Genomic DNA, 15,296 nt, shown 5'->3' with positions numbered 1-15,296 from the left:
TATAATTAAAGAAGTTTATTAGAATTAAAAGATTAATTCACTCAAAAGTTTAAAAATCGTATCACAAATATAAATTATACTTTGAACAAAATAAAAAGCATTTAAAAAATTAAACCTACTAATAAAAATGGGAATTGAAGAAATTTTTAAAGGAATTTTTGATGTAAAAAAAATACCAACCAAAGTATTTCTAGTTATATTTATTGTTGGCACATTCATGTTTTACGCTCCACAAAAATTTATTACGATCCAATTTAAGGAAGAGAGTGATCTAAAAATTTATGCATACATAGTCTACTTAATTTGTACAGGAATTTTCATCGTTAATTGTATTACAGGGATTTTCAATTATATAAACAACTTATTCTTGAGTAGACGATTAAATAAGGAATATAAAAAATTGCTTGATAATTTAGATAATTATGAAAAAGGCGTTTTAAGAGAGTTCTATTTATATAACAAAAACACTTTAGACTTTCCATATGATGACAATATTATAAAAGGGTTAGTAGATAAAAAGTTTTATATTTTGCTTCACAATTTGGAGGCAGTATAATGTTAAGTGGCAGAAATTCAACTTTTAAAATTAACAGTTACCTAAAAAATATAATATGTCCGGAGAATGATTTAGGCTTGCAAAATAATCCTAATAAAAAACAACAAGATTTTATTTTGCAAAATCGACCACATTGGACTAAAAATGATATACAATATACCAATAATAAAAATTAATTCCCTCGCTGGCGAGAGCGTCCCGCTCGTGAACGCAATCTAAATCAATTTAAAAAACTGTATGGGCACGAGCTGGACGCTCGTGCTAGCAGAGGAAAATTTGAAGTTAAATAAAGGAAAATTTATAACTAATATTAGAAATTATGAAGAAAGAAAATCGTAGTAGTGGAATTTCAATAAGTTGTGGAAAAACAACCGACGATTACTCAAAGTTGCAAAAAATGTGTGAGGAAAAAGCAATGGAATTAGTAAAAACTATTGAAATTGGTAAAGACGAAATTGTTTCAGTTCCTTGTTGGACATCTGATTTTCCTGAGCTAATTGGTGTCGCACATTTTGAGAAGGATGAAAACGGTACCGTTCTGACGAGAGTAGATTTTTCAGAAAGCACATTGTAAAAAACTAAAAAACGGGCGACGGCTAACCCTGCTCTACGAAGTGTTCTTCTGAAACGCTACGCAAATGTCTCTGACTTTGCGTAATTTTTTTACGTTTTTAAAAACTATAAACCTGTCAAAAGTCCCCCCGCTAGCGCGAGCGTCCCGCTCGTGAACACAAGCCATGTCTCAAATAATCTTATTATCTAAAGCAAAAGAAAGCGCTTCGGTGAAGTTTTTAACTTCAAAAGTTTCAAAAATTTTTCTTCTATAATATTTTATAGTATCCGGAGAAACAAACATTTTTTCGGCAATCTGATTTATGGTTAAACCCTGAGCATACAAACGAAGTATTTCTAATTCTTTGTCTTTTAATTTTAATTTATTTTTTTCAATCCACACTTTACCGGATAAATCAAATTTCCATAAAGTATCTGAACCCTGTTTGTTTATAATAATGTTTCCGGCTTTTTTATTGTGTGAAATAGAAACCAGACACAACGATTTCCAAACTGCGCCTTCCTGATTAAGAAAAAGAGGCGTCAGTTTATGATTAATAAGAATGGGTTTGTCATATTTCCCTTTTAAATGAAAATCATACGATATGCTGTATAATTTTCGTTCGTCATTGTTAGGCAGTTTATCATAAAAATCAAATCCTGCACTGTTGATGGTACTTAATAATTCTAGATCTTCTTTTGGAACATTATTAAAATAGAATTCATAACCCATTTCAAGAACTTCTTCTGCAGAAAATCCACATAAAAACAAAGGATTATTGGACACATATTCGAACTTCATTTCTTCATAATCAATTACATAAATACTTTGATACGTTATTTTTGCAAAAGATTTTATCACTTCCAGATAATTACCAAACTGAAATTTGTCTGCCTCCGATGTGACTTCTATCTTATTTCGGTTGAGTAAAGAGCTTTTTTCATTTTCCATCTTATAAAATTACTAAAAACTACACTAAAGTGTAAAATGAATTTAAAATCTATTACTTTTTTTTGTACTCAGTTTTAACCTTATTTATTATGAGAAATAAATCAGTATCAGAATCTAGTTTAAAAGAACTAATTAAGAATAAAAAAGCCTTGAAAATAATTAGTATCGGGTTAGGTATTTTATGGATTCTTATTCTCACCTGGATCATTAGTATACCAAAATACAAGTTAATTTTTACGTCGCTGTCTCTTGCCATTACAACAATAGTTCCTATTTTAATTTTTATGAGTCGAATAGATTCCGAAATTAAAAACCGTAATTCGCAGAACAGTTAATGAAATCTTCATAAGGTTTAAATCTCATGCTGGCGTGGCGTCCCGCTCGTGCACGCGATCAAAATCAATTTTATAAACGATACGGTCATGAGCGAGACGCTCGCGCTAGCAGGAGTATTTTGCCAGAAAAACAAAACACACACTGAATCAGCATTCTACAAATTAATTTATATATTTGATAATTGCCAAAATCTAATCTTTAATCATTTTTTCTAACTAAACCACTAATGGAAAAACTCATTAAAATTGGCCGTTTCTTTTATGGTGTCGGCGTTGTTGCTTTAGGAATTCATCAACTTATAATCAAAAAGTTTCGTTCAGAAATTTTATCTCCATTTCCTTCCTGGGCGCATCACAATAGTATCTTACCTATTCTTACCGGAATTGCTTTAATAGTTGCGGGAATTATCATTTCAGGAGTATTCAAAATTAAATTTATTGACACCAAAAAAGTATGTCTTTATTTAGGTTTTGGTTTTCTTGCTGCTGTCATCACTTCTCACTTGCCTTATATTATAATGATCAGCGCAGATAAAACTCCCGATTTTCAGGTTTGGATAAATGCCATCGAAGCATTAACCTATAGCGGAGGAGCGTTTGTAATGGCAGGATCATTTACAGCGAAAAGTGTTGCCAAAGACGGAAAGAATTTCACCTCATTTTTAGAAAAACTTATTCCGTGTGGACGCGTTTTTTATTCCATTCTGATCATAGTATTTGGATTGAGTCATTTTACTTTTGCCAGCTTTATCGCGACAATGGTACCAAAATGGTTGCCTGCGCCCATGTTTTGGACTTATTTTTTTGGTGCTGCACTTGTAATTTCTGGCATAGCTATTATTTTTAAAATACTAATAAAACCCATTGCGCTTCTGTTAGCATTCACGCTTTTACTGTTTTTTCTATTCTTTCATATTCCTGATGCCATTGCAAACCCATCAGCAGGCGGCGGAAACGAAATTGTACGTGCACTTATATGCTTGCTTTTCTGTGGTATTGCATTAGTAATCGCATTCACAAATGATCTTAAAAGAGAGCTTTAGCATTCCTTATGAAGAAAAAGAAAAACTGGCTCAAAATAATTGTCGAGAATTTACTTGATTTTATTTTAAACTGGAGATAGTATTAAATACAATCCAGATGACGCCAATATGATTTGGCAAATCATAAAATAGGATTTAATTTAGTCCCAAACCAGATGTAATACATTGGTCAAAAATTTAGATAAAACTTACAAACCAATCAGGATGATGACACTAATTGCAATTTTCTTTCCGTTTGTTTCTTTCTTTTTGAGAGGAAAAATACTCACTTCAATTCTTTGTCTAATCTTGCAAATAACTTTAATTGGTTGGATTCCGGCAGCAATTTGGGCTGTTATTTCTTTACAGAATTCAAGAGCTGACAAACGCAATCAGAAACTAATAAAAGCGATAAAATCAAAGTCTTAAATTAATTACCTGAAATACAATTTACTCGCACTCAGAAGATTTCCTTCTAATACGCTAATTAATTCTGAAAGCTTTGGGTATTGCGTATCAAAATCAGTTAAAAATATATAGAAATTAATATGAGTAATTCAGCCCCACAAAATTCAGAAGACATACAAGTATTAGAAATTCGTAATTATTTGTTGAAACCCAATTTAACGGATCAGTTTGGTGCTTATTTTCATTCGAAATTTGTTGCGCCAATGGATGAACTTGGCGGATATACATTAGGAGAATTTAAAATTGACAACGTAAATGACAGGTTTGTTTGGTTTCGTGGTTTTGCTGATATGAAAACGAGATTAAAGTTTTTAAGTGATTTTTATAGTAACAGTACAACCTGGAAAGAATATGGAAAAGGAGCAAATGAAATGATGATAAACTCTGATAATGTTTATTTGCTACGTCCTTTAAAAAGAGAAATTAAGCGTGAATCGTTTCAAACTAATAAAGCATTTACTGTTGTAGATTTTTACATTTGTAATAGCAGACTTGAGGAAGTTATTACCCTTTTTGACTCTACTTATATTCCTTTTCTTAAAGATTTAAAAATAGATGATATAACGCTTTGGGTAAGCGAATTGTCTGAAAATGATTTCCCAAGACTACCCGTTTTTCAGGACAAAAATCTTTTGGTTAGTATTTCAAATTACAAAGATGAAAATGAGTTTTATGCCAGGCAAAAAGAAATTGATAATATGCCTGCCCATTTAAAAAATTCGATTCTGGAATTAGTAACCATTCACAACAGATTGGTACTTTTAAACCTGAGGTAATTTCTCAAAATTTAAATAACATGAACCCTGGATGGCGCAAATATTTTACGGTTCGATAGCGCGGATTTTTTTATGTTCTTATAAACCATAAACCTGATAAAAATTTCCTGTCTTTTTACGATTATAATTACGGTTTCACGTAAGGTTTTTGAATTGTAAGTGATTATGTTTGAGAAATAATAAAATACAATTATGAAAAAAGCATGTTTCTTTCTTTTATTCGGTTTACTTTTTAACATCGGTTTTTCTCAGGAATCTAGTTGCGACAAATTTAAAATTGGAAAATTCCTCTACACAAGTGAAGGACTTCCAGATATAACAGTAACCCGAACCAAAACCACTCAAACGGAAACCATTAAAGAATCAACTGAAGTAATTCAAGGCACAATTGTCTGGAAATCTAATTGTGATTATGAATTTACCTTTTCAAAATGTCCTATAAAAGAGCTTTTAGGAAAAACGATGTCTGTCGAAATATTTGACACAAAAGGAAGCATGGCTAAAGGAAAAGCTTTTTTTGAGGGAAAGAATGTTAGTTTCAATTTAGAAAAATTGGAATAATTTCTTCAATGGCGCTAGCGCTGTCTCTGACGCCCCATTTTTTGTTTTAGAAAATATAAATCTGACAAAACCTTTAGCAACAATGAATAAATTTGACTTTAATAATAAAAGATTTGCAGTAATTGAAAATTCTGATAATGGAGAAGTAAACACACAAACCATTTTTCACTATAAGCAGAAAGGCAATCTTGTAACGGCAGACTATTCTGGAGGAACAATAACCTACGGGAAAATTATTGCCGACTTAAAAGATGATAGATTACACATGCTTTATCAATGTTTAACAGTAGATAATGAATTGAAAGCGGGTAAGGCATTAGCAAAAATTAGATTGACAGAAAATGGCAAAATTAAATTGACTTTAGATTGGGAATGGCTCGACGACGAAAATGGAAAAGGAAGATCTGAATATATCGAGATTGAATAAAATATATATAATATAATTCTTTAAAAAAACATACTTATGAAATTACTAACCACCACTCTACTTTTAATTTTCAATCTAACTCTATTCGCCCAATCAAATCAATTTGTTGGCGATTATCAACGAACACTTAGTGACACACAAACAAAGAGTGTAATTGAATACAAATTGATCTTAAACCAAGACGGCACATTTGTATTTCATTCGTATTCGAATATTAAGGGAGGTGTCCCTCCGGAAGCCAATAAATACGGAAAAGGGAAATGGACTGCAAAAGACAATCTGATTACTTTTTCTTCAAATAAAAAAGAAGATTTTGATGAAAAATATACTTTGGATTTTAATAATTCAATAGCTCGATTTGTAACTAAAAATCCTAGAGACAAATCAGATCAAATCGTAAAAACGAGACTTACGTTTTTGGAGTCAGGAATTTCCTGGATGGAGAGACTTGATGTTTTTAAAATATAACTATTAAACTAATTTAGCATTGTCCTATAAACCAACACCAAAAATCAATTCAATGAAAAAATTATTACTTTTAATTTTATTTGGATTTTCAATAAACAGCTATTCTCAATCTTCTGGGGAAAAACTTTTTAAAGCTATTTTTGAGCATAATTTAAATGAAGTAAAAAAGATTATTGAAGAAGATAAATCGCAAGTGAATTACATCAGAAAAATAAACGAATCATTTTATATTCCGGTATTAATGCAGGCAGTCGTAAATGATGAACTGGAAATCTCGAAATATTTAATTGAAAACGGAGCCGATATTAATAAAACAGATGGTTTTAAAATGACCAATTTAATGTGGGCTGCAAACAATCAAAATGTAGAACTAATTAAATTGCTATTGAAAAAAGGAGCCGACAAAAATGCAAAAGACATGAATGGAATGACTGCGTTAAAAGCTGCTCAGGAAGTGAAGAATACAGAGATAATTGAGCTTCTTAAATAAGAAACAAAACAAACTAAAAAAACAAAAAAACTACAACCCTAAAGTTGTAGTTTTCTTTTTTTATACGATCAGTAAAAATTCCAATTTGAACTTTCCAACTGATTAATAATTTTTTTTAATTTTCTAAAAGCCAAATATTGACCGAAAGCTTTTCCTAAAAAAGCGCCTAAAAGACACATTAGAAAAACGAAACCAGCTGTCGGCCAGGTTAAAAAAAGTTGATTATGGCTGTATTTCCATCCTATAGCGATTAAAAAGAAAATAAAAACAAAGAACTTTCCTTCACCACATCCGCAAGCTTTATATAGTCTGTTGATTTTTTGTTCCCAATTTAATGCTATTTCTTTATCTAAATTTTCCATATCAAATTTCACAGCATTATATCTGTGAAATATCGATTTTATTGATTTTAGATAGCGTAAATCATCAAAACACCGAATGACAAAAAATGAAATATCTGTATGCATCATTATTCGGAATTAAATATAAACACAATGTCTTGAACCACGTAAAGTAGCTATTTGCAGATTCGTCATCGTAAAATTAACCAGTTCACCAGCACCGTCAATACTAATCGATGGAAACATCAGATTGGTTCGACTATCCTCATTGTGCGGTAATAAACAGGAATGTCCAATTTCGTGAGCAATAGACTGAATTCCACTTATATTTGGTTCTATTACGATATAATTATGAGTAGCGGCAAAACTACATCCAACAGTTTTATCTGGTGTGATGCTCTGAACAACAAAAACAATTAATTCAGATCCGTAGCCCAGCGTTCTTTTTAATCCATCTTCAAAAGCACAATCTGCAGAAACCAATTCATAATAAGAACCTCCAATCCACCAATCAGAAAAGAATCCACCGGCCCCACAATCTACATTATTAGCATCATTAGGCGTACTTAACTTTGGAACACAAACACCCGTATAAATTAGATTAACATTACATTGCATTCTAAAAATATCCTGGGCAGTCCTGATTCCCCTAATTGCTGTGGCTTCATTAGTGTGAGGAGTTACGTTATTATTCAGGATAATAAGCTTAACATACATTTTCTTCAAAGGACGAATCCCCGCAAGAGAAGCTAAAAAATCTGGTAAACTAACAATTCTCCAGACGATTTCGGTAATCCAATTAATAACGGTTCTTATAATTCCACCTATAATCGGAATACTTAAAATTAGATTAATAACAAAACCAACAAGATCAAGAACTAGTCCCACGATTGTACAAACAACCTCAGTAATCAATTTTGAAATGGTCACTATAATCCAGGTTACTACCAATACGGCAACCAATACTATCCAGCAAAACCATTTATTGCAACACAGACACCACCAGTTACAAGGTTCTTCCCTGCATCTTTGTTCTTCTCTGTTTATCCAACTTTCTACTGGCTGTTGAACATTTTCTGTTATCCAGCGGCTAACTTCTCTACATACTCTCATGACATTCAAATTTAGTTTTCTTCATTTTAAACCCAACACTACAAATCCGGGTTAACTAACAATCAAAACAAATTTCTGTCCTTTATCTGAGTATGTATCAAGGATAAAAACCCTTTCTTCGGGGGGATTTTTCCTAATTATATTAGTGTATTGATCTTTTATTTTTAAAGATTTCAACTTTTTGTTATAAATTTGATTTTGTTTGCGTACGATTAAACATGTGTATAGTAAGCGACGCAAAGTAATCAATGATATGAACAATGACTTCTTTTATAAAGCTGTAGAACCAGACCCTTCACTTGCCGACTTTGTAGAAAATATTGGGATGTTTCATAACCCATCAAACAATGCCATGGAGGTGGTTTTAATGCCAGATGGAAGAATTGATTTGTTTTTTATGAAATCTGAATTAGAGCCCTTTCAAACTACACTTATTGGTTTAGAAACTATTCCTCAACAACAAAATATTCCACCTAATACAATCGCTTTTAAAATTAGTTTTAAACCTTTGGGAGCTGAATATCTTTTACAGACTTCTATTGCCGATATTTTAAATAGTGCCAAAGTTTTACCTAATGACTTTTGGGAATTTACTACTGATGATTTAAAAGATTTTGAGGGCTTTCATTCTAAAATAGCCAGAAAACTAAAGGAACTTTTGCCTGTCAAAATCGACGAAAGAAAACGTAAACTTTTTAAACTGGTTTACGAATCAAACGGCGAAATAAAAATACAACAGCTTTCAGAAGAAATATCCTGGAGCAGCCGCGAAATCAATCGTTATTTCAATAAACAATTCGGACTTTCTTTAAATGCATTTTGCAAAATCCTCCGCTTCAAGGCTTCATTAGAACATATTGCAAAAGGTAAACTCTTCCCCGAATTAAACTTCACAGATCAAACGCATTTCATCAAAGAAATCAAAAAATTCTCCGGTGTTGTGCCCAGCGAATTACTAAAAAATAAAGATGACCGATTTATACTATTATCCGTTCTAAAACAACAATAATTTTGTTCCGACCAAAGACTGAGAAGCCAAACGGATCGGAATTAATTTAAAATTAAACGGAATGTTACTAGAAAATAAACAAGTCGCTATTATTGGCGGTGGTCCCGGTGGCCTTACATTGGCAAGACTTTTACAACAGCAAAACGTAAATGTAAAAGTATATGAAAGAGATTTAAATAAAAATGCAAGAGTTCAAGGTTCGCCGCTAGATTTGCATGATAATTCGGGGTTAGCCGCTATTCGTAAAGCCAATTTATTCGAAGAATTTAGAACTAACTTTATGCCTGGTGCAGACAAAACACTCATTTTAGACGAACAGGCAAAAGTATTTTACAGCGACCACGAAACCAATCTCGAAGAAGATTTTGGCAATGAATATTTTCGTCCTGAGATTGACCGCGGTGTACTCCGAAAAATATTACTGGAATCTTTACAGCCTGAAACAATAGTTTGGGACAGTCATTTTATTTCGATGGAGCCACAAAACGAAGGCTGGTTACTGCATTTCAAAAACGGTTTATCCGTTTACGCCGATATTGTAATTGGTTCTGATGGTGCCAATTCTAAAATTCGCCCTTACATCACGGACATAAAACCATTCTATTCGGGCATAACAATGCTGGAGGGCAATATTTACGAATCCGTACAAGCAGCGCCAAAGCTTCATTCGATACTCGACGGAGGTAAAATAATGGCTTTCGGAAATGAAAAAAACATATTGATGGGACAAAAAGGCGCAGGCGCTCTTGGTTTTTATGCCAGTTTTAAAGCTGATGAAAACTGGTCCGTCGACAGTGGTTTAGACTACGCCGATAAAGAACAAATTTTAGAATGGTTTAAAAACGTATATCCCGAATGGAGTACTGTTTGGTATGAACTATTCGAAAATGTTTCAGTACCTTTTATTCCGCGTCTTATTAATTGTATGCCTTTAGATCAAACCTGGGAAGCTTTACCTAATGCAACTATCATTGGCGACGCTGCACATGTAATGCCTCCTTTTGCTGGCGAAGGTGCTAATATGGCCATGCTTGATGCTTTGGAATTAAGCGAATGTTTAACTTCTGACAAATATAAAACGGTTCAGGAAGCTATTTCAGCTTATGAAATCATCATGCGAAAAAGAGCTTCAGAAGCAGCACAGGAATCTCTTGAAAATGGAGAGAAAATGCACTCAAAAGATGCGTTGAAAACAATGTTGGAGTTTTTTAGTCACTAAAGTGCTGCGCTAAAAATCAATCAAAGACAGTGCAAAATTTTCTCGCAAAGTCGCAAAGTCGCAAAGTTTGTTTCGCGCAGATTTAAATAATTTGCAACAAAAAACTTTGCGACTTTGCGACTTTGCGAGATTAAAAAAATCAAGCTCAAAAAAAACTTAGTGCCTTAGTGCCTTAGTGGCAAAAAATTTCAATACCAATTTCTAATTCCTTAATTTCGCCTTTAAATCAAAAAGTAGAAATGAAGGTCTGTATTGCTGAAAAACCAAGTGTAGCACGTGAAATCGCATCCGTTTTGGGTGCTAATACCAAGCACGATGGTTATTATGAAGGCAATGGTTATGCGGTGACCTACACTTTTGGACATTTGTGTACCTTAAAAGAACCTAACGATTACAAACCGCACTGGAAAAGTTGGGATTTAAATAATCTACCTATGCTTCCGGAGAAATTTGAAACCAAAGTAGTTGAAAATTCTGGTATTCAAAAGCAGTTTAAAATTGTAAAGAGTTTATTCGATAAAGCCGAAGTAGTCATAAACTGCGGGGATGCCGGACAAGAAGGAGAATTGATTCAGCGTTGGGTAATGAACGAAGCGCATTACAAAGGTGAAGTACAACGCTTGTGGATTTCTTCCCTAACAACTGAAGCTATAAAAGAAGGTTTTGAAAACTTAAAACCATCTGCGAACTACGATAATTTATTCTACGCCGGATTTTCGAGAGCAATTGGCGATTGGCTTCTCGGAATGAATGCCACACGTTTGTATACCGTAAAACATGGCGGTTACAAGCAAGTGTTGTCTATCGGTCGTGTACAGACACCAACTTTAGCAATGGTTGTGGACCGTTTTAAAGAAATCGAGAATTTTAAACCTCAACCCTATTGGGAATTGCAGACTTTATACCGAGAAACGCTTTTTAGTTATGAAGAAGGCCGTTTTCTGAATAAAGAAGATGGAGAAGTTTTAGCCAATAAAGTTAAAGAAAGTGAATTCGAAATTGTTTCGGTTGAAAAAAAGAACGGAAATGAATTTGCACCAAAACTATTTGATTTAACAGGTTTACAGGTTTATTGCAATACCAAATTTGGGTTTTCGGCAGATGAAACGCTTAAAATTGCACAAAGTTTATACGAGCAAAAAGTAGTTACATATCCCAGAGTTGATACTACATTTTTGCCCAATGATATTTATCCGAAAGTGCCCGGAATTCTGCAGAAATTAACGCATTATGCTGCCTTAACGGAGCCACTTTTACAAAAGAAAATTAAAAAATCACCAAAGGTTTTCAACGATAAAAAAGTTACGGATCACCACGCTATTATTCCGACTGGAATAGAAAGCAATTTACCGTACAATCAACAGCAGGTTTATGATATTATTGTAAAACGTTTTATTGCTGTTTTTTATGACGATTGTTTGGTCGCCAATACTACAGTAATTGGAAAAGCGGCAGATGTAATGTTCAAGACCACTGGAAAAGAAATCCTTAAAAAAGGTTTCCGTGTTGTTTTTGAAGACCCGAACGCCAAAGAAAAAGAAGCTGATATACTACCGAGTTTTATTGTGGGAGAAAAAGGCCCACATGAGCCTTCGTTTTTAGAAAAAGAAACCAAACCACCGAATCAGTTCACGGAAGCAACTTTACTGCGCGCGATGGAAACCGCCGGAAAACAAATCGACGACGAAGATTTACGTGAATTGATGAAGGAAAACGGAATCGGCCGTCCGTCAACGCGTGCGAATATTATTGAAACGCTTTTTAAGCGCCAATACATTGTTCGAAACAAAAAACAGGTTTTACCAACGCCAACCGGAATTCAGCTTATTGACACGATTCAAAATGAATTAATCAAGTCGGCTGAACTCACAGGTTCCTGGGAAAAACAATTGAAAGATATCGAAAAAGGAACTTTCACCGCCGGCGCCTTTATTAAAAACATGAAGCGTATGGTCGAAGCTTTGGTCACTGAAGTAAGAAGTGAAACCCGACACGCCAATATTTCGCATGCCGGAAATGTCCAGAAAGAAGCGGTAAAAGTCGAGCAAAAAAAAGCTGCCGGAATTTTAGCGGAAGCCTGTCCGAAATGTAAAAAAGGAAATCTAATAAAAGGAAAATCGGCTTACGGATGTTCTGAATATAAATCGGGTTGCGACTTTGTGTTACCTTATGTTTTTTCAGATAAAAAAATAACGGAAAGCCAATATATGCGATTGCTTCAGAAGGGTTCAACTGTGAACATAAAAGGCTTTAAAACAGAAGCTGGTGCTGTAGAAGGTTTAATTCGTTTTGAAGAAAACTATAAACTAAAGTTAGAAGCAAAAAAAATAGCTTCAAAAGCAACATCAGACTTAAAATCAGATGCGACTTCAGATTCCTTAACGTGTCCGAAATGCAAAAAAGGAACGATTATGAAAGGAAAAACTGCTTATGGTTGCGGTGATTATAAATTAGGCTGTGATTTCAAAGTTACTTTTGATGATGTAAGAGCAAAATTGGGAGATGAAAAACCTACTAAAGAATTAGTTTATGCTATTTTATGTAGTTAGTGGTTATGTGTTAGATGTTAAAGGTATTGACAATTGTCAATTCATAATTCACAATTCACAATTTTATTCCTAACTTAGCTATTCAATCTAACCTCAAAAATTAACCAATATGTTTCAAAAAACCACTCTTCTACTTGTTTTATTAGCCGTTGTATCTTGCAAAAAAGCAGAAACTGTTGAAAAAGATAAAATAAAACTGGCCGACTGGCTTATTGGAACCTGGGAAAATAAATCAGAAGATGGTGTTTTAACTGAAAGCTGGCAGAAAGTAAACGACAGTACTTTCAGTGCGACATCCTATTTTATAAAAAATAACGACACTTTGCATGCTGAAAAAATAACTTTAGCTCAAAAAGGTGAAATGTTATTGTACAGCGCAGCAGTAAATGGACAAAACAACGACAAAGCCATAGATTTTGGTTCAACTACAGAAAGTGAAAACAAATTAGTTTTCGAAAATCCATCTCACGATTATCCTCAAAAAATTACTTATACAAAAGGAGCTAATAATACTTTGACTGCTGAGATTTCAGGAAATCTACAAGGGAAAATGACCAAGGAGAAGTTTGTTATGACTAAGAAGTAGATTTTGGAGCTGCTATTAAACAATGAAAAAAACTTTCTTTTTAATCCTAACTTTAATTCTGATTGTAGGTTGTAATTCAAAAATTGAAAATACTCTAGAAGATATTATTGATAATTTTTCCTTCAATAAAACAAAATCTAACAGTACTGAAATAATTATCAAACTGTATGATACAACACTTACGAAAACAAGAATAACAGATGTTGAATTTTTTCCTTCAAAAAAAGAATTTAAAAATATAAATAAGCAACAATTTGAAAGTTTTGACAAAGTATTTATAAATGCCGAAAAAACTGGATATTGTTGTTGTCCAACTGCTATTTATTCTATTCATTTTTTAAATAAAAAAGAAGAACTGGATTTATTTTATGTTGATACGCTTCAATTTAAAGACAAAATAAGGATATATGAAAAAAGCTTTCAATATTCTTATATAGTTAAAAAACAAAAATGGAAAGATTATCTAAATGCAATTTCAAATTGACAACTCCAACAGATTAATCCCGAAGCTTCGTACGTTACTTCAATATAATCCATCCACCTGAATTTAAACTTCAAACCAGAACCATAGGTTCAAATTATTTTGTAGGGCTGGACTTTAGTCCAGTCTACATCCAGTACAGCAAACAAAAAAACTCAGAACCTCAGAACCTTAGTATCTTAGCCACTTCAAGAATCACTCATTCTCTCCAATCTTATTTACCATAAAAATCATCAGTATTCCTAAAAATGCCATGATTAGAAACGCCCATTTCATACTTAAATATTCAGAGATAAAACCTACCATTGGCGGCACAAGCAAAAAGCCAAGATAACCAACTGTAGATATAGAAGTTAAGGCAGAACCGCTGCTTAATTTTGATGATCTGCCGGCGATGGCAAATACTAACGGAACGACGCAGGAAACGCCTACTCCAATCAATACATAGCCAAAAATAGTTGGATAAGCATAAGGCAGAATAAAACAAATACCAAATCCTGCTGTGATCAAAATACCACTATAAAACAGAATTCGTTTCGTACCAAATTTCATTACACCATAATCTCCAAACAAACGTCCTAAAGTCACCGCTGTTGCAAAAAATACAAATGCAGCACTGGTTAACTTTGGAGAAGCATGCAATATATTTTTAAAATAAATACCACTCCAGTCGTACATCGTATTTTCGCAAGCCATAGAAACAAAACAGATCAGGGCGAACTTCACAAGATTTTTTTCAGGCATCGAAAAGAACTTCTTTTTAACCGGCACGGGCTCATTATGAATACTCATTGGATAAAAACAAGCCGTAAGTCCCATCATAAAAACACTCACTCCTAGTAAATGATAGGATGGTGCAATATGTTGTGTTACCATGATATAACCTAAACCAGCTCCCGAAAAAACCGCAATACTCCAAACGGCATGAAAACGCGTTATAATTGATTTTGGATATAACTTCTGAACCTCAAGAGATTGTGCATTAATCGATAAATTAAAAATATTACGAGAAGCACCAAAGATTAAAAGCACAATGACCAACTGCCAGACAAAAGCAACTAAACCCGGTAAAGACAAAGCAATATTAAACATCACTGCTCCTAACAACATAATATAACGGCTGCTGTATTTATTTAATAACATTCCCGTAAAAGGCATTGTTAACATTAAACCAATCGGGAATGCAAATAAAACAGCTCCAAATTCAGCTTCAGACAAATGTAATTCTGCCTGTATATGTGGAATTCGGGATACCCAGGAAGAATATCCAAAACCGGAAAGGAAAAAAAATACAGTATTGGCTAGCCTAAATCCTTTTGGTGAGCCTTGTATTTTTTTAAAAAAGGGAATGATCATGAAGTCGTGTCAATTTGTTCGGTTGCAAAATTAAG

General features: G+C 33.3%; 18 protein-coding genes. 14 read left to right on the top strand and 4 right to left on the bottom strand.

Annotation, left to right across the window (positions count from 1 at the left end):
* Positions 1-127 precede the first annotated feature (127 nt).
* On the top strand, positions 128-556 hold the full coding sequence (locus AC1RRN_RS00740) for a super-infection exclusion protein B (RefSeq protein WP_492965430.1): 429 nt from the start codon (positions 128-130) through the stop codon (positions 554-556).
* A 319-nt stretch (positions 557-875) separates the two neighbouring features.
* On the top strand, positions 876-1,130 hold the full coding sequence (locus AC1RRN_RS00735) for a hypothetical protein (RefSeq protein ID WP_492965429.1): 255 nt from the start codon (positions 876-878) through the stop codon (positions 1,128-1,130).
* 168 nt (positions 1,131-1,298) lie between these two features.
* On the opposite strand, the gene AC1RRN_RS00730 is transcribed toward AC1RRN_RS00735, so the two are convergent.
* A complete protein-coding gene (locus tag AC1RRN_RS00730; RefSeq protein WP_492965428.1) occupies positions 1,299-2,060 on the bottom strand; it encodes a response regulator transcription factor in 762 nt (253 codons plus the stop codon).
* A 562-nt stretch (positions 2,061-2,622) separates the two neighbouring features.
* Between AC1RRN_RS00730 and AC1RRN_RS00725 the strand changes: the two genes are divergently transcribed.
* From AC1RRN_RS00725 to AC1RRN_RS00695, 7 genes are all read left to right on the top strand, one after another.
* Complete coding sequence (locus AC1RRN_RS00725) at positions 2,623-3,438, top strand: DoxX family membrane protein (protein ID WP_492965427.1); 816 nt, start codon at positions 2,623-2,625, stop codon at positions 3,436-3,438.
* A 204-nt stretch (positions 3,439-3,642) separates the two neighbouring features.
* Complete coding sequence (locus AC1RRN_RS00720) at positions 3,643-3,846, top strand: YqaE/Pmp3 family membrane protein (protein ID WP_492965426.1); 204 nt, start codon at positions 3,643-3,645, stop codon at positions 3,844-3,846.
* Between the two features lie 119 nt (positions 3,847-3,965).
* Entirely contained in the window at positions 3,966-4,661 is a 696-nt protein-coding gene (locus AC1RRN_RS00715; RefSeq protein ID WP_492965425.1) for a hypothetical protein, read from the top strand.
* A gap of 192 nt (positions 4,662-4,853) precedes the next feature.
* Complete coding sequence (locus tag AC1RRN_RS00710) at positions 4,854-5,222, top strand: hypothetical protein (protein ID WP_492965424.1); 369 nt, start codon at positions 4,854-4,856, stop codon at positions 5,220-5,222.
* Between the two features lie 82 nt (positions 5,223-5,304).
* The gene (locus AC1RRN_RS00705) at positions 5,305-5,649 is read left to right on the top strand and encodes an avidin-fold protein (RefSeq protein ID WP_492965423.1); all 345 of its coding nucleotides are present in this window, start codon (positions 5,305-5,307) and stop codon (positions 5,647-5,649) included.
* 36 nt (positions 5,650-5,685) lie between these two features.
* Positions 5,686-6,117 (top strand): hypothetical protein, encoded by a 432-nt coding sequence (locus tag AC1RRN_RS00700; RefSeq protein ID WP_492965422.1) that lies wholly within the window; start codon positions 5,686-5,688, stop codon positions 6,115-6,117.
* Positions 6,118-6,169: 52 nt separating this feature from the next.
* Positions 6,170-6,607, top strand: a complete 438-nt coding sequence (locus tag AC1RRN_RS00695; protein WP_492965421.1) for an ankyrin repeat domain-containing protein — start codon at positions 6,170-6,172, stop codon at positions 6,605-6,607.
* Between the two features lie 68 nt (positions 6,608-6,675).
* Here the strand turns inward: AC1RRN_RS00695 and AC1RRN_RS00690 are convergent, their stop codons facing one another.
* Both AC1RRN_RS00690 and AC1RRN_RS00685 read right to left on the bottom strand, forming a co-directional pair.
* Positions 6,676-6,969, bottom strand: coding sequence for a hypothetical protein (locus AC1RRN_RS00690; protein ID WP_492965420.1), 294 nt, complete (start codon positions 6,967-6,969; stop codon positions 6,676-6,678).
* A 117-nt stretch (positions 6,970-7,086) separates the two neighbouring features.
* The gene (locus AC1RRN_RS00685; RefSeq protein ID WP_492965419.1) at positions 7,087-8,061 is read right to left on the bottom strand and encodes a hypothetical protein; all 975 of its coding nucleotides are present in this window, start codon (positions 8,059-8,061) and stop codon (positions 7,087-7,089) included.
* A 202-nt stretch (positions 8,062-8,263) separates the two neighbouring features.
* Here AC1RRN_RS00685 and AC1RRN_RS00680 point away from each other — a divergent pair, with 202 nt between their 5' ends.
* The 5 genes from AC1RRN_RS00680 (at position 8,264) to AC1RRN_RS00660 (ending at position 13,908) form a co-directional block, all read left to right on the top strand.
* The gene (locus AC1RRN_RS00680) at positions 8,264-9,070 is read left to right on the top strand and encodes a DUF6597 domain-containing transcriptional factor (protein ID WP_492965418.1); all 807 of its coding nucleotides are present in this window, start codon (positions 8,264-8,266) and stop codon (positions 9,068-9,070) included.
* 61 nt (positions 9,071-9,131) lie between these two features.
* Positions 9,132-10,289: an FAD-dependent oxidoreductase gene (locus tag AC1RRN_RS00675; protein ID WP_492965417.1), complete on the top strand. Its 1,158-nt coding sequence runs from the start codon at positions 9,132-9,134 to the stop codon at positions 10,287-10,289.
* A gap of 239 nt (positions 10,290-10,528) precedes the next feature.
* The gene (locus tag AC1RRN_RS00670) at positions 10,529-12,838 is read left to right on the top strand and encodes a type IA DNA topoisomerase (RefSeq protein ID WP_492965415.1); all 2,310 of its coding nucleotides are present in this window, start codon (positions 10,529-10,531) and stop codon (positions 12,836-12,838) included.
* 109 nt (positions 12,839-12,947) lie between these two features.
* Positions 12,948-13,424: a DUF6265 family protein gene (locus AC1RRN_RS00665; RefSeq protein WP_492965414.1), complete on the top strand. Its 477-nt coding sequence runs from the start codon at positions 12,948-12,950 to the stop codon at positions 13,422-13,424.
* Positions 13,425-13,446: 22 nt separating this feature from the next.
* Positions 13,447-13,908: a hypothetical protein gene (locus tag AC1RRN_RS00660; RefSeq protein ID WP_492965413.1), complete on the top strand. Its 462-nt coding sequence runs from the start codon at positions 13,447-13,449 to the stop codon at positions 13,906-13,908.
* Positions 13,909-14,100: 192 nt separating this feature from the next.
* Here AC1RRN_RS00660 and AC1RRN_RS00655 read toward each other — a convergent pair whose 3' ends face one another.
* Positions 14,101-15,261: an MFS transporter gene (locus AC1RRN_RS00655; RefSeq protein ID WP_492965412.1), complete on the bottom strand. Its 1,161-nt coding sequence runs from the start codon at positions 15,259-15,261 to the stop codon at positions 14,101-14,103.
* Positions 15,262-15,296: the final 35 nt, after the last annotated feature.

The sequence above is a fragment of the Flavobacterium sp. GW821-FHT11G01 genome (assembly GCF_058808175.1).
The sequence above is the reverse complement of the archived record's forward strand: the minus strand, read 5'-3'. Positions and strand labels throughout refer to the sequence as shown.